This window comes from Pontibacterium granulatum, from assembly GCF_029961155.1.
Taxonomy (GTDB): Bacteria; Pseudomonadota; Gammaproteobacteria; order Pseudomonadales; family Balneatricaceae; genus Pontibacterium; species Pontibacterium granulatum.
Genome location: NZ_JASBRH010000009.1, coordinates 100,565 through 125,221 on the forward strand (window position 1 = coordinate 100,565; position 24,657 = coordinate 125,221).

21 protein-coding genes are annotated in these 24,657 nt (G+C 53.6%); 7 read left to right on the forward strand and 14 right to left on the reverse strand.

All coding sequences use genetic code 11. The features are described from left to right. Window positions 1-52: 52 nt before the first annotated feature. From QKW35_RS10700 to QKW35_RS10730, 7 genes are all read right to left on the reverse strand, one after another. Complete coding sequence (locus tag QKW35_RS10700; RefSeq protein ID WP_282352988.1) at window positions 53-2,032, reverse strand: methyl-accepting chemotaxis protein; 1,980 nt, start codon at window positions 2,030-2,032, stop codon at window positions 53-55. A gap of 182 nt (window positions 2,033-2,214) precedes the next feature. After that, window positions 2,215-2,937, reverse strand: a complete 723-nt coding sequence (locus QKW35_RS10705; RefSeq protein WP_282352989.1) for a glutamine amidotransferase-related protein — start codon at window positions 2,935-2,937, stop codon at window positions 2,215-2,217. A gap of 98 nt (window positions 2,938-3,035) precedes the next feature. Next, entirely contained in the window at window positions 3,036-3,848 is an 813-nt protein-coding gene (locus QKW35_RS10710) for an ABC transporter permease subunit (RefSeq protein WP_282352990.1), read from the reverse strand. Continuing rightward, window positions 3,848-4,804 carry an ABC transporter permease subunit gene (locus tag QKW35_RS10715; protein ID WP_282352991.1) on the reverse strand — a complete coding sequence of 319 codons (957 nt, stop codon included), beginning with the start codon at window positions 4,802-4,804 and terminating at the stop codon, window positions 3,848-3,850. The genes QKW35_RS10710 and QKW35_RS10715 overlap by 1 nt, the downstream gene beginning before the upstream one ends. Further along, complete coding sequence (locus QKW35_RS10720; RefSeq protein WP_282352992.1) at window positions 4,801-5,970, reverse strand: ABC transporter ATP-binding protein; 1,170 nt, start codon at window positions 5,968-5,970, stop codon at window positions 4,801-4,803. Before QKW35_RS10720 ends, QKW35_RS10715 begins: the two co-directional genes overlap by 4 nt. 207 nt (window positions 5,971-6,177) lie before the next feature. Continuing rightward, entirely contained in the window at window positions 6,178-7,272 is a 1,095-nt protein-coding gene (locus QKW35_RS10725; protein WP_282352994.1) for a polyamine ABC transporter substrate-binding protein, read from the reverse strand. A 442-nt stretch (window positions 7,273-7,714) separates the two neighbouring features. Next, window positions 7,715-9,052: a glutamine synthetase family protein gene (locus QKW35_RS10730; protein ID WP_282352996.1), complete on the reverse strand. Its 1,338-nt coding sequence runs from the start codon at window positions 9,050-9,052 to the stop codon at window positions 7,715-7,717. A gap of 252 nt (window positions 9,053-9,304) precedes the next feature. Between QKW35_RS10730 and QKW35_RS10735 the strand changes: the two genes are divergently transcribed. From QKW35_RS10735 to QKW35_RS10750, 4 genes are all read left to right on the forward strand, one after another. Then, window positions 9,305-10,021, forward strand: coding sequence for a GntR family transcriptional regulator (locus QKW35_RS10735; RefSeq protein WP_282352997.1), 717 nt, complete (start codon window positions 9,305-9,307; stop codon window positions 10,019-10,021). 288 nt (window positions 10,022-10,309) lie between these two features. After that, window positions 10,310-11,692 carry an aspartate aminotransferase family protein gene (locus tag QKW35_RS10740; RefSeq protein ID WP_282352999.1) on the forward strand — a complete coding sequence of 461 codons (1,383 nt, stop codon included), beginning with the start codon at window positions 10,310-10,312 and terminating at the stop codon, window positions 11,690-11,692. 138 nt (window positions 11,693-11,830) lie between these two features. Then, window positions 11,831-12,670: a LuxR C-terminal-related transcriptional regulator gene (locus QKW35_RS10745; protein WP_282353000.1), complete on the forward strand. Its 840-nt coding sequence runs from the start codon at window positions 11,831-11,833 to the stop codon at window positions 12,668-12,670. 195 nt (window positions 12,671-12,865) lie between these two features. Then, window positions 12,866-13,798 carry a LysR family transcriptional regulator gene (locus QKW35_RS10750; RefSeq protein ID WP_282353001.1) on the forward strand — a complete coding sequence of 311 codons (933 nt, stop codon included), beginning with the start codon at window positions 12,866-12,868 and terminating at the stop codon, window positions 13,796-13,798. A gap of 42 nt (window positions 13,799-13,840) precedes the next feature. Here QKW35_RS10750 and QKW35_RS10755 read toward each other — a convergent pair whose 3' ends face one another. From QKW35_RS10755 to QKW35_RS10770, 4 genes are all read right to left on the reverse strand, one after another. Further along, the gene (locus tag QKW35_RS10755) at window positions 13,841-15,169 is read right to left on the reverse strand and encodes a glutamine synthetase family protein (protein WP_282353002.1); all 1,329 of its coding nucleotides are present in this window, start codon (window positions 15,167-15,169) and stop codon (window positions 13,841-13,843) included. Window positions 15,170-15,187: 18 nt separating this feature from the next. After that, window positions 15,188-16,486 carry an NAD(P)/FAD-dependent oxidoreductase gene (locus QKW35_RS10760; RefSeq protein ID WP_282353003.1) on the reverse strand — a complete coding sequence of 433 codons (1,299 nt, stop codon included), beginning with the start codon at window positions 16,484-16,486 and terminating at the stop codon, window positions 15,188-15,190. Between the two features lie 155 nt (window positions 16,487-16,641). Next, the gene (locus QKW35_RS10765) at window positions 16,642-17,358 is read right to left on the reverse strand and encodes a glutamine amidotransferase-related protein (protein ID WP_282353005.1); all 717 of its coding nucleotides are present in this window, start codon (window positions 17,356-17,358) and stop codon (window positions 16,642-16,644) included. 264 nt (window positions 17,359-17,622) lie between these two features. After that, window positions 17,623-19,107: an aldehyde dehydrogenase gene (locus tag QKW35_RS10770; protein ID WP_282353007.1), complete on the reverse strand. Its 1,485-nt coding sequence runs from the start codon at window positions 19,105-19,107 to the stop codon at window positions 17,623-17,625. 223 nt (window positions 19,108-19,330) lie between these two features. Here QKW35_RS10770 and QKW35_RS10775 point away from each other — a divergent pair, with 223 nt between their 5' ends. Then, a complete protein-coding gene (locus QKW35_RS10775) occupies window positions 19,331-20,023 on the forward strand; it encodes a TorF family putative porin (protein ID WP_282353008.1) in 693 nt (230 codons plus the stop codon). Between the two features lie 334 nt (window positions 20,024-20,357). Here QKW35_RS10775 and lhgO read toward each other — a convergent pair whose 3' ends face one another. Continuing rightward, a complete protein-coding gene (gene lhgO, locus QKW35_RS10780; protein ID WP_282353009.1) occupies window positions 20,358-21,569 on the reverse strand; it encodes an L-2-hydroxyglutarate oxidase in 1,212 nt (403 codons plus the stop codon). A 323-nt stretch (window positions 21,570-21,892) separates the two neighbouring features. Here lhgO and csiR point away from each other — a divergent pair, with 323 nt between their 5' ends. Together csiR and QKW35_RS10790 are read left to right on the forward strand one after the other, a co-directional pair. After that, window positions 21,893-22,594 carry a DNA-binding transcriptional regulator CsiR gene (gene csiR, locus QKW35_RS10785; RefSeq protein WP_282353011.1) on the forward strand — a complete coding sequence of 234 codons (702 nt, stop codon included), beginning with the start codon at window positions 21,893-21,895 and terminating at the stop codon, window positions 22,592-22,594. A 70-nt stretch (window positions 22,595-22,664) separates the two neighbouring features. After that, on the forward strand, window positions 22,665-22,862 hold the full coding sequence (locus QKW35_RS10790) for a hypothetical protein (RefSeq protein WP_282353012.1): 198 nt from the start codon (window positions 22,665-22,667) through the stop codon (window positions 22,860-22,862). A 65-nt stretch (window positions 22,863-22,927) separates the two neighbouring features. Here the strand turns inward: QKW35_RS10790 and QKW35_RS10795 are convergent, their stop codons facing one another. Together QKW35_RS10795 and QKW35_RS10800 are read right to left on the reverse strand one after the other, a co-directional pair. Continuing rightward, on the reverse strand, window positions 22,928-23,731 hold the full coding sequence (locus QKW35_RS10795; protein ID WP_282353014.1) for an ABC transporter ATP-binding protein: 804 nt from the start codon (window positions 23,729-23,731) through the stop codon (window positions 22,928-22,930). Next, window positions 23,728-24,642 (reverse strand): ABC transporter permease, encoded by a 915-nt coding sequence (locus QKW35_RS10800; protein ID WP_282353015.1) that lies wholly within the window; start codon window positions 24,640-24,642, stop codon window positions 23,728-23,730. Before QKW35_RS10800 ends, QKW35_RS10795 begins: the two co-directional genes overlap by 4 nt. Window positions 24,643-24,657: the final 15 nt, after the last annotated feature.

Below are 24,657 nucleotides of genomic sequence, written 5' to 3' on the forward strand. Positions count from 1 at the left end.
GGTTAAATGGTCGCGATCGGAGATCGCTGCTACAGAATCCTCGATAAACACCTTACACCGTAAACCGCTTCACCAGTCCTGACAGGTTATCCGACAACTGCAACAACGATTCACTCTGCGATGCCGCCTGCTCTGCTCCGCGTGTCGTGCCTTCCATAATCTGGTTGATCTCGGTAAGGCTTTGGCTGATATCACGCACCGTCGCATTCTGCTCTTCGGTCGCGGTCGCCACCTGCGAGTTCATCTCCCGCATTCGTTGTACAGCCGCCACCACACTGCGTAGGGTTTCGGTACTCTGATCCAGATTGTCGCTGCAGCTGATCGCTTCAGCCGAACAGGTAGACATCACCCGCACTGTTGCCTCTGCACCGTTTTGTAAGTTCAGTACTGTCTCTTCGATGGCACTGATCGAGCCCTGGGTACGGTTTGCCAATGACCGCACTTCGTCCGCCACAACCGCAAAGCCACGCCCGGTCTCGCCAGCACGCGCCGCTTCAATCGCTGCGTTCAGCGCAAGCAAGTTAGTCTGCTCGGCAATGGAACGAATCACGTCGATCACCTCACTGATCGATTCGCTGTGCTGCTGCAGGGACTTCACCTCATCCATCGACTTAGTGACGCGACCTGCCAGCGCGCTGATCGCACGGCTATTCTCCTGCAGCGAACGGTTGTTGGCTTCCAGCACAGACTCCGCATCCAGCGCTTCATTAAGGGTTTGATCCGCATGGGCAGCCACTTCACCGGCACTGGCTTCCATCTCGGTCGCCGTTGCCGCCAAACGGGCACTCTGTAGTCCCTGTTGTTCAACGCCCCCCAACGTGTTACGACTGATCTCCCGACTGGCACCGGCAGTGCTGTGCACCTCCTCTACGGTCAGTACGATCTCCTGTACCAGATGGCGCAGCTCCTTGGACAGCGCATTGGTGCTTTCCGCCAACCGGGTCAGCTCGTCATTACCATGCACCTCCAGCTGGGTAGACAGGTCTCCGGACGCAATACGCCCCATTCCACTCACCACCTGTTCCAACGAACGCCGCAGGTACGTCACCAGACGGAAGCCGACAAACGCGGAAAACAGCGCTGCAAGCAACGTCCCCGCAGCGATCAGCACCTTGCCGTCTGCAATCGTTTTATCGGTTGTCTGCTCTGCAGAATCCGCGTACTGACGAGCCGCTTCAATAAAACGGTTAATCATCTGAGTGTTCTGCGCGACCAACGAAGCCGTTTCGATCAGCAGCGCCTCGGAACGACGTTGCGCCTCCATGGACTGCAGATAGGAGGTCAGGGTCAGATCTTCACCCTTCAGCTGTTGTTGATAGGGCTCCCACATCTCGATGATGGATTCATGCGCCTCTTTATCCAACGCTTTCACTTCTGGGATCAACTGTGACAGGCGTCCCAGGTATTTCTCCACCTCGGCATTCAGCCTTTCCATACGCTTGGCATCATCGGTTTGCATCAGCTCCGCCACCTTGCCGTTCAGGTAGGCAATATCATCACGGATCGGCCGCAAAACCTTCAGGTAATCAAACCGAAACTCCTCATTCAGAAGATCCTCCAGCGTGTAACCCATCTCATCGGTGAGATACTTGAACTCTTCGGCCTGTTTTTCGATATGAGCTTGCTCAGCGCGATAACGGGATTTTTGCTCTACGATCTGCGCCGAATGATCAAAGATCTTTTCGGTCAGTGAACGCATCTGAGCGACGTCAGCACTTCCGCGCTCCAGACCTTCCAATGTGGCAAAGTCCGCCTCGAACAATGACTGCAAAGAGCCCAACTGGGCGTTAACCTGTTTGTTATTCTGTCCGCTGGAACCACTGATAAAGTCGAGCAACAGATACTTAGTATCTGCCAGGTTCGCCCTGAGGTTGGCTCCGATATACACCCTTGGTGAGGCATCACGGATCACAGAACCAACTTGAGTGCTAACCGCGTTAAAGCTTTGATAGGCTACCAGAGAGGTCGCCAGAAAGAGCACGAGCGTGACTGCCATGGTCAGCACAATTCGCTGACTGACGGAAAGATTCATACCTGGACTCCCGCTTTACTACCGTTTCAGCCATGCTGCAGGCAAAGTGGAGCTCACCCGGAGATTTTTACAAAATCCGGGCGTAAAGAACCTGCGAACAAGTCCGAAGCGTCGTGAGAATGATTAGAAGTTAAGAAATGCAAAAGCGGCTACCCGGGGATCTAGATAGCCGCGAAAGATGGTCAGGCGCCTTTACGCTGCAGGAAATCTGCCATCCACTGAGCCACCACCAGAGAGTCGGTTGCCGCCCCCTCCTGTCGCAGTGACGTCAGGCCCGCTTCAGCAGTAGCGTCCGGAATGACACTACCCTTACGCAGATCAACCAGCGCATCTTCATACTGCAGATTAAATTCCGGGTGCGCCTGGAACGTCAGGATGTTGTCGCCGTAGACCAAACCAGCAAACTCGCAGAAATCGGATTCAGCAAATACAACCGCATTTTCCGGCTTTTCAGTCACCTGATAACGGTGCATCGCGCTGATGGTGAAAGACTCGGGCCGATCTGCAATAAAGTCGTTTTCACCGATCAGGTTGTAGCTGTGCAGCCCCACACCCCAACCACCTGAGAACGCTTCCACCTTGCCGCCAAAGGCTTCGGCAATGATTTGATGGCCAAAGCAGATACCCAGCATTGGCTTGCCGGTCGCGTCGATCTCCAGAATCAGCTTTTTCAGGCGCTGCATCCAATCCAGGTCTTCATCCACGTTGGACTTGGAACCGGTGATAATCCAACCGTCACACTGTTCAGCACCTTCCGGGAAAACGCCATCACGTACATCAAACAGCTCGTATTCAAACTGGCGCTGCGCTTTATCAAACAGCTGCACAAACATATCCGCATAGGAGCCGTACTGATTCAGAAGCTCATCCGGTGTGATACCGGTTGCGAGGATACCAATCTTCATTACTCATTCCTGTAAAACTACGCTGCTTAGCTACGCAGCGTTAACACTTCAGAATGGAGTAGCCTGTCGATGCCCTGACAGGCAACTCCCACATGCGATTATTCAGGCTTTAAGAGGCGTGCCTGTCGACGCATCTGCCACATCGCTGCAATGACACCTATCGCCACGATCGCAATCATAATTGTCGCCAGCGCGTTCACCTCCGGGGTTACCCCCAGACGCACTTTGGAGAAGATCACCATCGGCAGCGTGCTGTTACCCGGCCCGGATACGAAGCTGGCAATGACCAAATCATCCAGTGACAGTGTGAACGACAGAAGCCAACCGGAGATGACCGCTGGCATGATCAACGGCAGCGTCACCAGGAAGAACAGTGAGCTTGGTTTAGCACCCAGGTCCATCGCCGCTTCTTCCAGGGTTTCGTCCAGGGACGAGAGGCGTGCCTGCACAATCACCGCCACATACGCCATACAGAATGTGGTGTGGGCAATAATAATGGTGCCGGTACCACGCCCTGCTGGCCAGCCGAACATCCCTTCCATAGCCACGAAAAGTAGCAATAAGGACAGACCGGTAATTACCTCTGGCATGACCAGCGGTGCGGTAATCCAGCCTGACAGGATCATCTTGCCGCGGAACGGCCCGAAGCGGCTCAGTACGTAACCCGCCATTGTGCCCAGCACCACCGCCAGAGAGGCGCTGATAAATGCGATCTTCACGCTCAGCAAGGCAGCGTCGATGATCTGATCATTCTTGAACAGCTCCACATACCATTTGAACGACCAGCCCCCCCAAACGGTTACCAGTTTTGATGCGTTGAAGCTGTATACAATCAGGGCAATGATCGGCGCATACAGGAACACATATCCCAGTCCCGCCGTAATATTGAGGAAATTAGATTTACGCTGCATCAGATTGCCTCCTGTTTACCCTGACTGTTACGTACCAGCATGATTGGCAGCACCAGCACCACCAGCATCACAATTGCCACGGCAGATGCCATCGGCCAATCGCGGTTGAGGAAGAACTCGTCCCAAAGTACGCGTCCGATCATCAACGTGTCAGAACCACCCAACAACGCCGGGATGACGAACTCGCCCACCGCCGGGATAAACACCAGCAAGCAACCTGCGATAATGCCCGGCATCGCTTGCGGTACAGTGATCAGGAAGAACCCCTTCATTGGCGTGCAACCCAAGTCTTCAGCCGCTTCCAGCAGGGTTATGTCCATCTTCTCCAGCGCGCTGTACAGCGGCAACACCATGAACGGCAGGTAGGTGTAGACGATACCGATATACACGGCAAAGTCGGTCTGCAACATAATCAGCGGCTGATCAATCACCCCTATGGAGAGCAGAAACTCGTTCACGATACCGTTCTTCTTCAGGAACCCCATCCAGGCGTATACACGCAGCAGGAAGGAGGTCCAGAACGGCAGGATTACCAGCGCCAGCAGCAAACCACGTTTGGAGCCTTCGCTCCGTGCGATCAGGTACGCGATCGGGAACGCAACGATCAACGCAAAGAACGTGGAAACGGCTGCGATCTTGATCGAGCTGAGGTACGCATCCAGGTAGAAGGCGTCCTCCAACAGGTAGAAATAGTTACCCAAATTCAACTTGAAGGTCATGTACGCCTCTTCCACGTCCCACTCTAACAGAGCGGTATATGGAGGAACGGCGATAGCGGTCTCCGACAAGGAGATCTTGAACACAACCAGAAACGGTACAAAGAAGAAAACAGCCAGCCAGAACGCCGGAATGCCAACAACAGCAGCTTTACCCCAGTTCGTACCTCGTAAGATTTTGTAGCGTTTCATCAACGACGAAGAGCCGTCGACCCACGCTGAACCGGTCGAAATACTCATGACGTCAGCACCACGCTGCTGTCTTCATCCCAGTACAGGAAGACTTTGTCGTTCCAGGTAAAACGCTCGCCCATATGGCGGGTGAAGTTCGGTTGCGTTACTCGCACCTCTTTGCCACTTGGCAAGCGCACCTTAAATACCGACAGGCTGCCCATGTAGGCGATCTCTTCGATCTCACCCTGCAGACAGTTGTCCTTCTGCTCCGGGCGCTCATGACTGATGTGAATCTTTTCCGGACGCACAGCAACATGTACCACCTGATCCGGTGCACAGCTGATACCGTGATTGACCGACAGTGCCGCACCCGCTTCTGGTGAAGTGATGCGTACAAAATCGGGTTCATCTTCGGTAACCTGCCCTTCGAACAGGTTCACCGAACCGATAAACTCCGCCACAAAGCGGCTGTTCGGATACTCGTAGACATCGTGAGGCTCATCAGTCTGCACGATCACACCGTTGTTCATCACACCGATGCGGGTCGCCAGCGTCATTGCCTCTTCCTGGTCGTGGGTTACCACCACGAAGGTCACACCCAGTTCTTCCTGGATATTGATCAGCTCAAACTGTGTTTCTTCACGCAGCTTCTTATCCAAGGCACCCAGTGGCTCGTCCAGCAACAGCAGTTTCGGACGTTTGATCAGCGAACGTGCCAATGCTACACGCTGACGCTGACCACCGGACAGTTGATGCGGCTTGCGCTTGCCCAGATGGCCCAGCTGAACCATGTCCAACATTTCGGCCACACGCTTTTTCACTTCGCCATTGGATACGCCTTCACGCTTCAGACCAAACCCCACGTTGTCGGCTACGGTCAGATGCGGGAACAGCGCATAGGACTGGAACATCATGTTCACAGGACGTTTCCATGGCTGGATACCTGCCATATCAACGCCGTCAATCAGAATGCGACCGCTGGTTGGGGACTCAAATCCCGCCAGCATGCGCAATAAGGTACTTTTGCCTGAGCCGGAACCACCCAGTAGGCAGAACAGTTCGCTTTTATAAATATCCAGAGATACGTTATCGACTGCAGTAAACTCACCAAATTTCTTGGTAATGTTTTCAATCCTTACGAATGGTTCGGCACCATCCTGTTTCCAGGACGGCACTGTTTTGGCGGCCGCCACTGTAGAACTCTGCATATCGATCACCTGAGAGGAAGTCATACCATACCCTCATATTATTCTTATTTGGTAATTCTGAAAGTGCCCGGTGGTTACACTGCTCGAACTGTTCGCACCAGACCAGCACAGAACTTCCAAGATGGAAGTTGCTAAATAAGCATTCTTTTTCGAAAACACTTATCTAGACATCGGCTGTGGAAACCAAAGGGGAAACCGAGTTTCCCCTTTTATATCAATACCTAAAACCTGTTAGCGACCTGTTTTTACGTTAGTCCAAGCACGGGTCAGCAAGCGATCGAACTTCACAGAGTGCGCGTTCTGGGTAAACAGTGTTGCCTTCACCTCTTCGCTTGGGTAGATACCCGGATTGCCGACTACGTCTTTGTTTAACAACGGCTCGGAGGCTTTATTGGCCACCGCGTAGTACACGTAGTTGGCAATACCTGCGCCACTTTCCGCTTTCAGCATGTGATCGATGAACTTGTGCGCAGCTTCAGGGTGCGGTGCATCAGATGGGATTGCCATCAAGTCAAACCAAACCAGCGTACCCTCTTTAGGTACACGGTATTCGATCTTCTGATTCAGGCCCGCTTCTTCTGCACGGGTCTGAGACTGCAGTACGTCACCGTTATAACCCAAGGCTACGCAGATCTCGCCAGACGCCAGATCAGAGATGTATTTGCTGGAGTGGAAGTACTTATAGTTGCCACGCACAGAACTCAGCAGCTGCTGCGCTTTTTTCAGGTCGGATTTCTTTTCGGAGTTTGGATCCAGACCCAAGTAGTTCAGAGCAACGGATACCACCTCTGCCGGGGAATCCAGGATACCGATACCACAGTCTGCCAGTTTTGCAGATACTTCCGGGTTGAAGATCAGATCGAGAGAATCCAGGGCTACGCTATCACCAAGACGCTCTTTTACCATCGCTTCGTTGTAACCCAGACCGATGGTGCCCCACGCCCAAGGTACGTTGTGTTTGTTGTCTGGATCGTGACGTGCGATCTTTTCAGTCAACACGGTATCCAGATTGCTGTAATTGGCCAGTTTAGTGCGGTCGATCTCAGCGTAGATACCCGCCTTCACCTGACGCTCCAGAAACGCGCCGGTCGGTACAACGATGTCGTAACCGCTACCGCCGGACATCAGCTTAGCTTCAAGAACTTCGTTGGAATCGTAAACGTCGTAGTTCACCTTGATTCCGGTTTCTTCTTCAAACGCGGTGATGATCGCCGGATCAACGTAGTCTGACCAGTTGTAAACGTTCAGGACTTTATCTTCGGCAACGGCGGAAGTGGACAGGGCAGCTGCAAGTGCGGCAGTCAGACCAAGTTTCTTGAGGTGCATAAACATTCTCCATTTTAGGCACAGCTTTCGCTGTATCGTCTGACTGGCCCCTGCTACCAGAGGAGATTGGCCGTATCAGACGCGTGCTTTTGTTTTTATTATCACGGCGCGCAGCTAAAAGTTGCTCTTACCTACGTGCCACGTTCTTGCCTGGTGTGGATGCCGTCCAGAGAACGACAACTCCACTACCTTGAATGTACGTTACCCGTTCAGAGGATCTATATACCCTCTGGGGGGTATATTGGAAAAAACTATCGGATAGACCACTTCGATCAGTTTTGTCTAGCGCACAATCAGCACCCTCAGCTGCTGAAATCCAGATCTGATCACCTATCCACCGGCTCCCAATAACCGGCATCCAGGCGGCGCGAGTAGCTCGTACCGCCCATTAAAAAGCCCCTGCCAATTCACCCTTCTAAGCGATCAACAGAGGCTTTCTGACTTACAAGAATCCGAGGTAAGACTCGTATTCGATATCAGAGATCTGCGCATGCAGTTTGCGCAGCTCCTGACGTTTCGCCGCGGTATACACGCGCACAAACTCTTCGCCCAGGTACTCTTTCAAGACCTCACTGCGGTTGAAGATATCGGTCGCTTCATCCCACTTGTTCGGCAGTACCAGATCCTGATTCGCTTCGGTGTACGCATCACCTTGGATTGGCGCAGGCGGCATCAGTTTGTTCTCGATACCGTATAGCGCACCGGCCAGGATAGTCGCCAGCACCAAGTATGGGTTGGCATCCGCACCCGCTACACGGTGTTCAATACGGCGTGCAATCGGTGGGCTTTCCGGAATACGGATCGCCACTGTGCGGTTCTCGTATCCCCAGCTCGCACAGGTCGGCGCATGAGCACCCACCATAAAGCGGCGGTAAGAGTTCATGTGCGGCGCAAAGGTCAGCATGCTGTCCGCCATGGTGTGCATGAGACCTGCAACTGCATGCTTCAGTACATCGGTACCTTCATCACCACCGTTATCAAAGACGTTCTCACCCGCTTCATTCAGCAGACTGAAGTGAACGTGGAAACCGTTACCGCTCTTGTTCGCGTACGGCTTAGCCATAAAGGTCGCAGCGTAACCGTGCTTACGGGCAATACCGCGCACCAGACGCTTGAACATGATCGCCTGATCACCGGCCAGCATCGGATTTGGCACATGGTTCAGGTTGATCTCAAACTGCCCCGGGCCCAGCTCGGAGATAATGGTATCCGCCGGAACACCCTGCGCATCACAGACGGCACGCACCTCAGCAAAGAAAGAGGACAGCCCGTCCATTTCGTCGATGGAGTAACAATCAGTTTCGGCCAAACGGCGGCCGTGACCTTCCACCAGTACCGGCGGCTGCGGACGCTGTGTCTCTTCAGACTTACCATCCATCAGGTAGAACTCAAGCTCGGTGGCAACCACCGGTGTCAGCCCCAGCTTCTTAAAACGATCAACCACGGCGTTGAGCGCCTGGCGCGGGTCGGCGGTGAACGGCGTACCATCCGGGTTAAACATGGTTGCCAACACCTGATCTCGCGGAGATTCAGCCCAAGGCACCGGCACCGGCTTATCGTGTACTGGCATACACACCCCGTCGCTGTCGCCGGTTTCAAATACCAAGCCGTTATCCAGTACGTCATCACCCCAGAAGTCAAAACCAATGACGGAGCGAGGCAGCTTAACACCCTCTTCCATTACCTTACCCAGCGCGCCGCCCGGCATCCGTTTGCCACGCAGGTTACCGTTAAGGTCGGTAATAAACAGGTCAAATTCTTTATCGTTATTAGAAGACATATAAGATTCTCTCTCGAAATCTCTTTCGCACTTATTTCGGTGCAGTGCTACTTGTGTCACCGGGTCAGCTTTGTCTATCGACCTCTATCTATGAGGATAGAGCAAAACTCAAAATGTGATCACAAACTTTAACTCAATGTGATCACAAATATTCTTAATGGTCAAGTTAGCACTTTAGCTAAAAAAGCCATTCACCCAGATTCGTGATCGCATTAGAATAGGAGACAAAAAAGAGCCAGGTCCTAAGCGAACATGGATAAGAAATCTCCGATAAAAATAACCTTAACCGAGCGAGATGAGTCTGTAACTATAACCCAGTGGGTATATCAGACCCTGCGCTACGCAGTAATGAACGGCCAGATTTTACCCGGCCGGGCACTGACGATTCGTGAGCTGGCCAGTATTCTGGACGTTAGCCCAATGCCCGTTCGTGAAGCGCTACGACAGCTGGCTGCCGAGAATGCACTGGAGATCCAAGGCAACCGGCGCGTGATGGTACCACGAATGACGGCGATGAAATTCACCGAGTTGTGCGAAGCTCGTATCGCCATTGAATCTCACGCAGCAGCCCGTGCTCTTCCCTATATAGACGCGACAATTCTGGATGAGCTGAGGCAGCTGGATCGCCTAATTGACGAGGCCCAGGCGTTAGGTGACCTGGAGCAGGTCAGCATCCTCAACCAGAATTTCCATCGCGCTTTATATACGGCCAATCCGCATCAGGTCACCCTGCCACTGATCGAAAGCCTGTGGCTGCAGCTGGGCCCGTTTATGCGTTTGGCCACCAGCAAACTGGAAGAACATTACCTGATTGATCGCCATAACGAAGCGATGCATGCGATCGAAAGAAAAGACGCGTTGGCCCTTCAGATGGCGATCACCGCCGACATTCGCGAAGGTATCGCCTTTGCCGCAACCCCCGAACTTCTGCACAGTTTTATCGAGCAATCTGCCGGCGTCAGCGCCTGACACTCACCGGGCTGAATCCCTTTCGGCCCGCCCTTCTCCGCACCTCCAAACCACTATCCCCCTGCCCGTTTCAGGCTATATTTTCAGTGCGCGTTACCTTTTGGCGCCCAATTTCTGCACAGCATTTTTGTTGACTTTTTAATTTTGTGATCACAAAATCAAGTTATCTGGTCATCACAACAGGTCAGCAACCCTGTTTTTTATGATCACATTTTTTGAATTTAGTTAACGCAACGACCTATTGCTTTGCAGATATCTGATCACTGCAAGCAGTATCGGGAGATAAAGATGCTAGAAGATAAAAACAACAACGCTACAAACACAGCTGCGGTTCAAGCCACCGACGCCGAGCATCACCTGCACCCTTTCACCAACACCGGCGCCCTGAACAAAAAAGGCGCCCGTGTTATCACCAAAGGTGATGGTGTTTACCTGTGGGATAGCGAAGGCAACAAGATTCTGGACGGCATGGCGGGCCTGTGGTGCGTAAACATGGGTTACGGCCGTAAAGAGCTGGTTGAAGCCGCGACCAAGCAGATGAACGAGCTGGCGTACTACAACACCTTTTTCCAGACCACCCACACACCGGCAGCAGAACTGGCAAAAGAGATCGCCAGCGTAACACCGGATGGTCTGAACCATATCTTCTTTGCAAACTCCGGCTCCGAAGCGATCGACACCGTGATCCGTCTGGTACGCCAGTACTGGAACATCAAAGGCAAGCCATACCGAAACATCCTGATCGCACGCGAAAACGCCTACCACGGCTCCACCATCGGTGGCACCAGCCTGGGTGGTATGAGCGGCATGCACAAACAGGGCGGCCCCCTGGTTCCTAACATCGAGCGTATCCGCCAGCCTTATTGGTACGGTGAAGCGGGTGACATGACCGAAGAAGAGTTCGGTATCGCCTGCGCTAAAGCGCTGGAAGAGAAAATTCTGGAAGTAGGCCCGGATAACGTAGCGGCGTTTGTGGGCGAACCGATCCAAGGCGCGGGTGGCGTCATCGTACCACCAGCAAACTACTGGACTGAGATTCAGAAAGTCTGCCAGAAATACGACATTCTGATCGCAGCAGACGAAGTAATCTGTGGTTTCGGCCGTACTGGCAACTGGTTCGGCAGTGACACCCTGTGCATCAAGCCAGACATCATCTCCATGGCCAAAGGCCTGTCCTCCGGTTACCTGCCTATCGCCGCAGTGGCCGTAGGCGAGCGCATTGCCAATGCCCTGATCGAGCATGACGAAGACTTCAACCACGGCTTCACCTACTCCGGCCACCCGGTTGCTGCCGCAGTCGCGATCGAGAATATCCGCCTGATGAAGGAAGAGAACATCGTTGACTACGTTGGCAACGATATTGGCCCATACTTCCAGCAGAAACTGCGTGAAACCCTGTCCGAGCACCCACTGGTCGGCCATATCGAAGGGGTCGGTCTGGTAGCAGGTATCGCACTGGTGAAAGACAAAGAGACCAAAGAGTTCTTCCCGGATGATCTGGATATCGGCATGATCTGCCGTGACCACTGTTTCAACAACGGTCTGATCATGCGTGCGGTCGGCAGCCGTATGGTGCTTTCACCACCTCTGGTGATCACCCGTGAAGAAGTGGACGAACTGTGTGAAAAAGCACGTCGCTGCTTCGACCTGACACTTGAGTCTGTTAGCTGATTTCAGCACCGGGAGCAGTATCCGTCTCGTTTCACCTCTGCTCCCTCTTTTACTGGCTGCAACAATGTAGCCAGTTTTTTCCAACCAGACGCTATAGAACGATAATAACGAAAGAGAACTGATTCAGGGGAGGCTTAGATGCAAAACCGTTATAGCCCGGATACTCATACCCTAAGCTGGCAAAAAGACCTGGCTTCACTGATCGACCATATCCGCCTGCGAAGTTTTCCCAAGGTTCTCGCTGAATTCCTGGCGACCCAGTGCCGCTTCGACACGGTACTGATGGTCACCTACAAGAAGTCCTTTAAGCCAATCATCCTGCACCCGACCAATCCGGCGGAGCAGAGCCCAACGCTGCGCAACTACATCAACAAAGCCTTTATTCTGGATCCACTATTTAATGCGATTCAGAATGGACTGCCATCCGGTGTAAGCCGACTTGCGGAGATCTCACCAGATTCCTTTGAGACCACCGAGTACTACCAAAGCTGTTACAAAAACTTCGACCTCGTAGATGAGATCAACCTGGTGATCGAGCTGGACAAACATGTCACCTGCGCAATTACTCTGGGCCGAAAATCCAGCCTGGGCACCATTACCCGCGCTGAAATGCACCGCCTGCAGGACCTCTACCCGGTGATCAATTCGCTGGTGCGCCAGTTCTGGCTCTCCCAGTCACAGGAATATGTGCAGTATGAAAAGTCCGACGGTGCTATGAAACAAGCACTCAACACCTTTGGCAGCGGTGTCCTGACCCGTCGAGAACAGGAGATCTCCGGCCTGATCTTGCAGGGCCACTCCTCCAAGGCGATCGCCAATATGCTGAACATAAGCCTCGGTACCGTAAAGGTGCACCGTAAGAACATACATACGCGCTTAAATACCTCGACCCAATCGGAGATCTTTACCCTCTTTCTGGCGCACCTAAACGCCCTCGAAAGTGCCGCGGCAGAGGCTGCGGTAGCTCAGAGCCACTAAGCTTCAGCGCCTTTAATGTGTTGGTCACCGTGTTGCGATGGCCAACCTAACCTCATTCCACCACGTAGATTGGTCATTACGCCGGTAAGCGCTCTATGCTAATTAGCAGGCCGTCAGTAGGTGCTGAATGGATAGGTCTGGCAGCCTCAGGCTGCTCCCTTCCTTAACACTGCCGCCATGGAGATCTCTTTCAGAATGAGCCAAGCCAGACACTTACTGCCCTACCTTTACAGTTTCTCGATTGTCGCACGGCTCCGCAGTTTTACACTGGCCGCCGAGGAATTAAGCATCTCTCAATCCGGGGTCAGCTACCAGATCAAGAAACTGGAAGATCAGTTAGGATATCCACTGCTGATCAGAGAGCCACGTCGCCCTATTCAGCTCACTTCCAAGGGCAAAATTCTGCTGCAATTATGCGAAGAGATGTACGCCAATCTGGAAAACACACTGGAGGAGATGAGCGGTAGCAGCCTCTCCGGCGAACTGAGCCTCACCGCCGACGTATGTTTCGGGACGATGGTTGTATCCCCGGCGCTGAACTTTATCCAGCAACGCTACCCACACCTGTCGTTTCGATTGAACCTATGCGAAGAATTTATTCATCTGGCCAACAATGAGATCGAACTGGCGATCCGCTCGCGCACCGGCGAGCCGGGTATGGCGTATGAACCGTTATGCAAAACCAATATGCTGCTGGTTGCGTCCAAGCCCTACCTGCAAAGCACACCGCCTATTCGACGCTTTGAAGATCTGAAGCATCACCGCATCCTATGCACGGGGGAGGATGACTTTGACTGGCACGAGCTGATAGCCAATATTGGAGAATTGGACTGGCAGAGCCTGCATAAACGCTCGATGATCAACAACTTGCAGGCACTGACTCAGGCAATGAGCGAAGGATCAGGCGTGTGTTATGTCGCGGCTTTTACGGTGGCAAAGCAGCTAGAGGAAGGCAGTATCGAGATTGTGCTGCCAGATCAGCTGCCGCAGATGGAGATCAGCTATTACCTAGCATACCCGAGCCACACCAAAAGTGCGGCCAAAATCCAGGCCTTCAGCGAACGCCTGAAGACCTATATTCAGCATTCCGCATTGAGCTCATTTTTCACGACAACGGCTGATTTCTGAACCTCCATTTTAAGAGCAGCAACGCTGCTCTTAAAACCGTCCCTACAAGTACCAGTCGTACTCCCGCGCCGAGATATAGTGTTCGAATTCCTTCAGCTCACCAACGCGCTGTGCGGCAAACACCTCCACGAATTCGCACCCCAGATACTCTTTTAGCGCATCTGATTTTTCAGTCAGCGCGATGGCGGTACGCAGATCGGTCGGCAATCCACTAGCATCCAGGCAAATCTCCTCAGTTGGCGCCCCGGGATCAAGGCACCTGTCCAGGCCACAGTGCATCCCCGCTAGCACCACCGCCATGGCAAGATACGGATTGGCGTCGGCCCCAGCAACCCGGTGCTCCACCCGGCGATTGTGCGCATCCGACAACGGCACGCGAACCGCAACCGACCTGTTCTCATACCCCCAGTTTGGGGTCAACGGCGTGTTGTTGCCCGGCTGCAAGCGGCGAAATGCGTTTACATTGGGGGCCAAAAAGGTCATAGACGCCGGCAGTACCTCAAGCAATCCGCCAACTGCAGAACGGAGTTTCTCATCATCGTTTCCGGCCAATACATTGCGACCATTGCGGTCATATATACTGACGTGCATATGCAGGCCATTACCGGACTGATCAAGGTAAGGTTTCGCCATAAAGCTGGCGCGATAGCCATGCTTGAGCGCCACACCACGAACAATGCGCTGAAACATCACACACTGGTCGGCAGCTGCCAACACATCCCTATTGTGCTGAAGGTTTATCTCATACTGACCCGGTCCAAGCTCGGCGGACACCGGCCCGGTGAGCACGCCCTGCTCTGCACAACGCTGCACGATCTCGGTCAGACAGTCACCGAATTCAGACAGCCGCTCCATCGCCAGCACTCCCAGACCATCCCGCCCGCCGGTCAACCTACCTGTAGGCGGCTGTATAGCCCCCTCTACTGTCATCTCGATATCACACAGGTAAAATTCCAGCTCAAAGGCAACCACCGGCAAATAGTTTTCAGCAGCCAGATGTTTTAATACCCGCTGCAACACGTTGCGCGGTTCCCAGAACAGCCCCTGATTTTGGGGGGCAATAAAGCGTGCCATTACCTGCGCGCGTGGCACAGACTCCCAGCCCACATATTGCAGGCTACCAGGCACCAGCTCAAAGGTCGCGTCGGGATCGCCATCGTCGAAGCCATAACCTTTAGCCGGCACGGGATAACCCTTTGCACACATCAGATGCATCGCCGCTGGCATCTTGCCCTGCCCAGCCGCCAGTTTTTCCAGATCCTTGACGCTGTAGCGCTTGCCAAACACCTTCCCAGGCAGATCGACACTAATGACATCCACTTCCATCACATCGGGGTGACTGTCCAGAAATGTACGAATCTCTTCTAACATACTTGTCGCTCCAGTCGATTATTTTCGTGACGCGCCTAATTTATCGCGCAGTAGGTAATACCAGGACCCCATAATGACCGCCGGTACCTTGAACAGCTTGCCTCCCGGCATCGGCATCTGCGGCACCCGTTCAAACACATCAAACCGCTCGGAGGTGCCGCTCACCGCCTCCGCCAACAGACGCCCCATAATGTGGGTCGTCGTTATACCGGTGCCTGAGTAACCATGGGCGTAGAATATGTTGGAGTTTTTCAGACGCCCTACGTCCGGCATGCGACTATAGGTGATTGCGAAATTTCCACCCCAACTGTGGGACACCTTCACATCCTGGAGCTGCGGAAAGACCTTCAGCATATTATTGCGTAGGCGCTGTGCTATGTTGCGCGGCTCTTTGCCGCCATAGAAGCTCTCACCACCAAACAACAGACGCTGATCTGCTGTCATACGGTAGTAATCAAGAATATAGTTCCAGTCACAAAAGCCATAATCTTTGCGGATCACATCCTGCGCGACTTCATCGGGCAGCTGCTCCGTGGTGATGATGAAACTGCTCACCGGTACCAGCTTAGCTTCCATCTCCGGCACCAGCTCCCCCATGTATGCATTGCCGCAAAGCACCACCTGCTTAGCGTTGACCACACCATAGTTGGTGTACACCTTTGGATTCATGGTCTGATCAACGCGGGTGACGCGGGAGTTTTCGAAAATCTGCCCCCCCAGCTCCAGCAACCCCTTGGCCTCACCACAGGCAAGATTCAGTGGATGCAGGTGGGCACCGTTCGGATCAAAGTAGGTGCCCAGATAGTTGTCGCTACCCACCATCTCGTGCACAGCACCGAATCCATCTTTAACAATGATGTCATCGTGACCACAGCGTGCCCAAACCGCCTGCTCATGCTTCATAGCCTCAAACTGACGGGTGGAGGTTGCCAGACCAGCATGGCCATCCTTAAGATCGCAGTCGATATCAAACTCGGTGATGAAATCACGAATTATCTGGCATCCTTCCAGCACAAATTCGAGATATTTGCGCGTATCATCCAGCCCAAAACGCTGCTCCAGCGCACCGATACCGTTGTTGTATCCGATAATTGCCTGCCCACCGTTACGTCCGGACGCACCCCATCCAATGCGGCTGCCTTCCAGCAAAATGACCTTGTAGCCTTTTTGGGCCAGATGGATGGAGGTCGAAAGACCGGTGAAACCCGCTCCTACGACACAAACATCACAGCTATGCTCACCCTGCAGCTCGGGCAGGTCGAGTTCCCGGTTGATGGTGCTCGCATAATAGGAATCAACATAAGGTGGAAGTGCCATATATAAACCTTAAACCAATCGCGTTTTTGATATTGATCACCACTATGCAGCGCCCTTTTCAGCATGTGAAATACATATATTTAATGCAGAAATCAGTCTGACTGATGCTTAAGCTCAAACGCGCCCCTCTATTCCAGATGCGTTACATTAAGCGATTATTCGGCGGTTATACGTGCGCACAACCAACGGGCGATCAACCCGGCATCGGGTTTAACGTCTGAATGGTCACGCACAGCCAGAATCTGATCCACCTGTTCTGCGGGAAAGACCTTCCCGCGCAGACCCAGCATTTGGGCTTTGGTGTAATCACAACGAAATTCTGGATGCGCCTGAAATGTGATGACGTTCTCGCCGTATATCAGCCCCGCATTAGGGCAAAAGGAAGAGGACGCAAAAACCTTCGCCGTGGAAGGCCGGACCACCACCTGATCTTCGTGCATGGCATTGATATTCAGTTCCGCCCGTCCATCCAGCTCGGATACAACGCCTGATTCAACCTGATAGGTATGCAGCCCCAATCCCCAACCCTCGGAGGATTTTTCAACCCGACCGCCTAGTGCAACAGCGATAATCTGGTGACCAAAACAGATGCCGATCAATGGCTGCTGTTGCTCAACAATGGTAAGAATCAAAGTCTGCAGTCGCTGCATCCAAGGTAGGTTTTCATACACACTGCTTGGTGACCCTGTGATCAACCAGGCGTCACAATCGCTTGCGTCTTCAGGAAAACAACCCCGCAGCACTTCATAACAACGGTAACGAAAAGAGCATCCAGCGCTGCTGAAAAGCCCGGCGAACATGTCTTCAAAACCGCCGTAGGTCTGTCGCAAGGTGCCGGTGGTATTTCCTGTAATCAGAACACCCAGTCTCATTATTCTGTTCTCCGTGCCGTTTTCATTAGGAAACTACAACCATCAGCAACACCTCTATCCCCCGGAGTAGGTATTGAAGTACCCCTTGACCGGTGAAGCAGTTTGCAGAACCACCTCAATTCATCTTTATTACTCTTAGCCTCCAAAGGCATAAAACGACGATCCCTGACCCAATCGACCCCGTCCCCGGCCAAAAAAAACCGCTCAGCGAGCGGTTAAGACAGAATTGCCCGGCCTAGCACCGGGCGGCGTACCAACAAGGAATTACAAACGGATCAGCACGTTCTTGATGTCCGTGTACTTCTCCAGGGCGTGTAGGGATTTATCACGGCCATTACCGGACGCCTTCACACCACCAAACGGCACAGTCGTATCGCCTTCACCCCAGGTGTTCACCCACACCATGCCGGATTCGATCTTGCGGCTCACACGGTGTGCACGGGACAGGTTCTGCGTCCAAACAGCTGCACCCAAACCGTAAATAGAGTCGTTCGCCAGCTCGATCGCTTCCTCTTCGGTTTCGAACTCACATACCGCCAGTACCGGACCAAAGATCTCCTCTTTCACAAAGGTCATGCCGTTGTGTGCGTTATCGATGATGGTTGGCTTGGCGAAGAAACCTTTACCCTCTTCGTACTCAGGCAGGCCACCCACCAGCACATTACCACCCTCTTCCTGGGCGGAACGTACGTAACGCTCAACGGTAGCCAGCTGAGTACCATCCACCATTGGACCCATAGTGGTTGCCGGATCCAGCGGATCACCGGTGCGGAAACGTGCAGCTTCTTCAATCAGGGCCGCAACAAACTCTTCTTTGATGCTCTTCTCTACGTACAGACGGGAGCACGCGATACATACCTCACCTTGGTTGGCAAAGATTGCGCTCGCTGCACCGGCTGCAGCTTTCTTGATATCCGCATCAGCGAAGACCAGATTAGGTGATTTACCGCCCGCTTCCAGCCAAACACGCTTCATGTTGGACTCGCCTGCGTAAGCCATCAGCATACCTGCCACACGGGTCGAACCGGTGAATGCCAGCACGTTTACGTCCATATGCAGCGCCAGCGCTTTACCAGCGGTGTGACCAAAGCCCGGCAGTACGTTCAGTACGCCCGCCGGCATACCCGCTTCAATAGCCAGCTCCGCCAGACGCAGTGCGCTCAGTGGCGCTTTTTCAGACGGTTTCAGAACCACACAGTTACCTGCCGCCAACGCCGGCGCAATCTTCCAGCTCACCATCAGCAGCGGGTAGTTCCAAGGGGTAATCGCACCTACAACACCAACAGGCTCGTGATGGATCATTGCCAGGGTATCGTTACCGGTCGGTGCGATTTCACCGTACACCTTGTCGATGCACTCAGCGGTCCAGCGGAAGCAATCGATTGCATCCGGTACGTCGATGTTTACCATCTCGCTGATCGACTTACCCATATCCAGGGTATCCAGTACGGCAAACTCGTCTTTGTGCTGTTCGATCAGATCGGCCCATTTCAGGATGATCTGCTTGCGCTGACGCGGATGCATTTCGGACCATACACCGGACTTAAACACTTCACGGGCATTGGCGACTGCAATATTTACATCCGCTGCATCACAGCTGGCAACATCGGTCAGCAGTTGTTCAGTGGTAGGGTTGATAGATGGAAAGGTCTCACCACTGACTGCAGGTTGGAACTGGCCGTTGATAAAGGCCTGACCGTTAAATGTCAGTGATTCGCTCAGGGCCTGCCACTCGCTGTAGGTTTTCATTATTAATATTCTCCTGCTAAAAACTGCGATTAACAGGAGTCTACGCAAATGCCAACCCGGCTTTATATACACCCGAGTAGGTAGTACAACCTCACCCTATGCATGGCTTTAGAATGCACCTTTTCCCTACCCCCCAGGGTATACCTACTCAACGGTATATAAAGTAACCGCCCTCCTTCATAAAAATTGAATCCTCACTAATGAATAACAATAAGGATTCGAGATGAAAAAGGTTTTAACCGGTCTCGCCCTGGCGGTTGCAATGGGCACAGCACAGGCAGCAGAAGTCTCCGGCACAGTATCTTTCACTAACGACTACCGTTTTCGTGGTATCTCCCAAACCGCCGGTGATGCAGCGATTCAGGGCAGCCTGGATGTAGCGTTCGACAACGGCGTTTACGCTGGCATCTGGGGCAGCAACCTGGATTTCGGCGCTGGTGAAGACGCCAACCTGGAAGTGGATTACTACATTGGTTACGGCAACGATATCAACGACGACTTCTCTTACGACGTTTCCTTCAACTACTACACCTACCCGGGTTATGACGCGGGAGATATCGATTACGCAGAGATCATGGCGGGCCTGTACTACGGCGATCTGGGCCTGACACTGGGTTATACCAACGACTATGGCAACAGCAGCGAATCAGCCAGCTACGTAGCACTGGATTACAGCTACGCCCTGACTGACGCGATCAGCCTGGACCTGCACGCGGGCCACTCCTTCGGTGACTACTGGGGTTCCACGGATATCGATGACTACGAAGATTACTCCATCGGTATCTCCGGCTCCGCTGCGGGGCTGGATCTGTCCGCTGCGTATCTGTTTAACGACGTAGCAGACGCAGACGAAACCAACACCGGTGCGTTCCGCAACGATGAAACCCTGCTGCTGACGGTATCCCGTACTTTCTAACAAGCAGTCACTCGCATCACCCAAAGACCTGCATGCTGACTGACATGTAGGTCTTTTAACGCGCTGCATCGATCCCCTTCTCAGTGCAGCGCGGCTCCGGATTATCAGTCGCGGGGTTGTTTCTACCCTCTTCGTGAAATGCTCTTGCCGCCTGATTCAGGCGGCTTTTTTATGGGCGACCAACACCAAAATATATCCGATACCCTGTAGGGCAGCGTTTACGCTGCCGGTAGCCTGAAGGCCACCCTACAAAATGATTTACGATTCCTCTAAACAAAAAAAGGGAGCCAATCGGCTCCCTCAAAAACTCCAACAATGCGAGTTCAATTAACAATTAACCTTCCAGCTTCTCAGCCAGCTTGTCGCAGATGTAACCACCAATCGGAATGGAGGACGTTGCCGCCGGAGAAGGCGCGTTACATACGTGCAAGCTGCGCGCACTTTCCGCAAACAGGAAGTCATGTACCAGGCTGCCGTCTTTCATAACCGCCTGTGCACGGATACCCGCCGGGTATGGCTGCAGGTCTTCCAGTTTCAGTTTCGGGCAATACTTCTGTACGGTTTTCAGGTAACCCGGCTTCCACCAGGAGTTCTTGGTTTCGATCAGGCCCACTTTCAGGTTGGCTTTCAACACTTTCCAGAAACCGGAGAAGGTCACCATGTCCCAAATATCCGTCAAGCTGATGTTGATACGGCCGTAACCTTCACGCTTCCAGCCCTGCACCGCATTCGGGCCAACAGTCACACTTCCATCGATCATTCGGGTCAGGTGAACGCCCAGGAATGGAAGCTCAGGATCAGGGATTGGGTAGATCAGGTGTTTTACAATCTGGTTGTGCTCAGGGCCCAGACGGTAGTACTCGCCACGGAACGGTACGATCTGGAAGTCGGTTTCGATACCCAGCATCTTGGTGGTGCGGTCGGCCATTAGGCCGGAGCAGGTAATCAGGAAACGCGCCTGGATCTGCTCGAACTTGCCGTTGCGCATCACGTCAGCGGTTACGCTGTTTTCGTCTTCGCTCAGGTTAACGACTTCGGTGTTCAGGCGCGTCTCGCCGCCCAGCTCTTCGAAGCGACCTGCCATCGCCGTGGTCACCTGCTGGTAATCAACGATACCGGTATCGTGAACCTTGATCGCACCGGTGCCCACGATATCCGGCTCCAGCTCGTTCAGCTTTTCCTGGTCGATCAGTTCAACGCTGATACCGTTGGTCTGGCAACGCTCGTACAGCGCCAGCATACGTTCGTGCTCCAGCTTGTTAGTCGCTACCAGCAGCTTGCCGCACTGTTCGTATTTGATGTTGTTCTCTTCACAGAACTTGATGGTCGCAGCCACACCCTCTTTACAGAACTGCGCCTTCAGGCTGCCCGGTGCGTAGTAAACACCTGCGTGGATTACGCCGCTGTTGTGGCCAGTCTGGTGCTTGGCGTATACCGCCTCTTTCTCCACCAGCAGAACGGATTTTTCCGGGTGGCGCTGCTTCAACTGCCATGCGGTGGAAACGCCTACAATGCCGCCGCCAATAATCAGGTAATCGTAAATCATCGTGCTTACTAACCAAGGGTATGAGGGTGATTAAAACTGAAACGCCCGAGGCATCTCAAACCAGCTGCCGTGCTTGTCGTGTTGGATCTGGCGTCCTACACAGGAAACGGAGCCAATCTTCCGCACCCTGCCATCGCACTCATTACTTCTGCATATACAGCCTGAACACAGAAAACAAAGCACAAAAAGGCACTGCCAGATCCTATGCAGCAAATAATGTCGTCATTTTTAACTTGTGTCAACGTTATATTGATTCAACGTTATTTAAATCTTATGCCATCTTCCCTTACACTATGTCGCAACTCGGACAGGTCACAGATCGGATGATGACAGAAGCAACAATCACCCCAACCACACGGAGCAGCGACAACTTTGCCACTCAGGTACTGGGGCAGTTAAAGCAGGACATTCTGACCGGCTACTTTAAGCCCGGTGAAAAACTGAAGATGGCGCGCCTAAAAGAGCGCTACCAAGTTGGCGTGAGCCCGCTGCGCGAAGCGCTTTCGCAGCTGCTGGTCGAGCAACTGGTGATTGTGGAGAATCAACGCGGTTTTACCGTGCACCCCATCTCCGCCGAAGAGATGAAGGACATCTACCACACCCGCGCTCAGATCGAGGGCTTATGCGTAAGTCAGGCGGTAGAGCTAGGTGATGATGCCTGGGAAGCAGGCATTCTGGCCGCAGCCCACCAGTTGAAGAAATCCGCTGCGCTGCTGGATGAGAACAACCCGGATGATATCCAGCGCTGGGAAGTGATCCACCAGGCGTTCCATACCGCGATCGCATCTGGCTGTGCGTCACCCACTCTGCTACATGTACGCCGCTCCCTGTACGAGAAAGCGTCCCGCTACCGCAATCTGTGGCTGAAGCACAACATGCTGGATAACACCGTCTTTGATGCCAACCAGAAAGAGCATCAGGAGATGATCGACGCCCTGCTGGACCGAAACAAAGAGCGCGCGGTAGAGCTGATCCAACACCACCTGCTGGTACCGTACTGGGCATTGAAAGACCTCGAACTATAGATCGCAAATCGGCTGTTGGCAGGTTAAGACAAGTGGTCGGCCGCTAACGGCCAAAACAACGTACATGTCGGTGGCTGAGTTTGCGGTGATGGGATGTGACAAAGACGGCTTCGAGCAAGCCGCTGACCGCCCTGACCTGCCTGCGCCAGCTTGGGGAACGGAGCAAACAATCAAACCGGCCTACCCGCGTTTCCAGCTGAGACCCGGAACCGAAGTGCCATCGAAGCTGTTTGGTATTCTCAAGCCACTCAGCTCACTGCAAAAGTAAATCCTGCCACCGGTAAGAAAAAAGCCCCGAATGTTCGGGGCTTTGTCGTAGAGACTGAAAACGGATCAGCTTCCCAGCAGCAGCTTGTCGTCGTCCAGCGCCTCGTCGCTGCCGCGTGCTTTGGCGAACAGGTTAAGCAGGTCGCTGACTTCGTAGTTGCTGCGGTCCTCCCCTTTTAGGTCGAACACGATCTTGCCTTCGTGCAGCATCAGGGTGCGGCTGCCGAAATCCAGTGCCTGGCGCATGGAGTGGGTGACCATCATCACCGTGAGTTGTTTCTCGGCGATGATCTGCGCACTGATGTCCATGATCAGGGCGGCGGTTTTCGGGTCAAGCGCAGCCGTATGCTCGTCCAACAGCAGGATACTGCTCGGTTGCAGGGCCGCCATCAGCAGGCTGACCGACTGACGCTGACCACCGGACAGCAGGCCCATCTCCGCATCAAGGCGGTTTTCCAGGCCCAGGTTGAGGCGACTGAGCTGCTCACGGAAGATCTTGCGCAGCTTGTCATTCAGGGCGAATGTGAGGTTACCGCGCGAGCCTCGGCCATAGGCCAGGGCCATGTTCTCTTCGACGGTCATGCTGCCGCAGGTTCCGGCCAGTGGATCCTGAAATACCCGCGCCACCTCCCGAGTACGGCCGGTGGCAGGAACCCGGGTCACATCCCTGTCACCAAACAGAATACGCCCGCCACTGACGGGAATGTCCCCAGCAACGGCGTTCAGTAGCGTGGATTTACCTGCACCGTTGGAGCCGATCACGGTAACGAATTCACCTTCGGGGATCTCCAGATCGATACCACGCAGGGCTTTCTTTTCCGTGGGCAGGCCGGCGTTAAAAGTCACCTTGAGTTGCTCACAACGGATCATGCATCACCTCCGTTAGCCTTGAGCGCCGCTTGCTTGGCCTTCCACTCCTTACGCAGGTGAGGCAGCACCAGGGCCAGCCCCACCAGCAGCGCGGTGATCAGGTTCAGGTCAGAGGCGTTGAAGCCAAGGAAGTCGGCATTCAGGGCGAAACCGACCGCAATACGGTAGAGGATGGAACCGATGATGCAGCTGAAGATGATCATCATCATTTTACGGCTGCTGAGCAGGGTTTCGCCGACGATAACCGCTGCCAAACCGACAACAATTGTCCCTATTCCCATTGTGGAATCGGCAAAACCGTTGGTCTGGGCGAACAGGGCACCGGCCAGGGCCACCAGACCGTTGGACAGCGCCAGGCCGACATAGACCTTCTCCTTGATCACGATGCCGTTGGCCTGCGCCATACGTTTGTTGGCGCCTACGGCGCGCATCGCCAGACCGTACTGGGTCTTGAGGAACAGCGCCAGAAGCACGCCAACAGCGATCACCCACACGCCGACAAAGATCGGTTTGAGGTACATGTTCGCCAGGCCGAGGCCTTCAAACGGCGTCAGTACCGTCGGGTCGCTGATCAGCGCCAGGTTCGGCTTACCCATCACCCTGAGGTTAATGGTGTATAGCGCCGTCATGGTCAGGATACTCGCCAACAGGTGGAGAATGTTGAAGCGCAGGTTCAACCAGGCGGTAACCACACCGGCTGCTGCGCCCGCAAGACAACCGGCAAAGGTCGCCGCGTAGGCATTAAAGCCACTGACAATCAGGGTCGCGGCAACAGCAGCACCCAGGGTAAAGCTGCCATCTACCGTAAGGTCAGGAAAATCCAGCACCCGGAAGGTCAGGTAGACCCCCATAGCGACCAGCCCGAATATCAGGCCGATCTCCAGGGTGCCCAAGAATGAAAATAATGACATCGTGGGGATTATCTC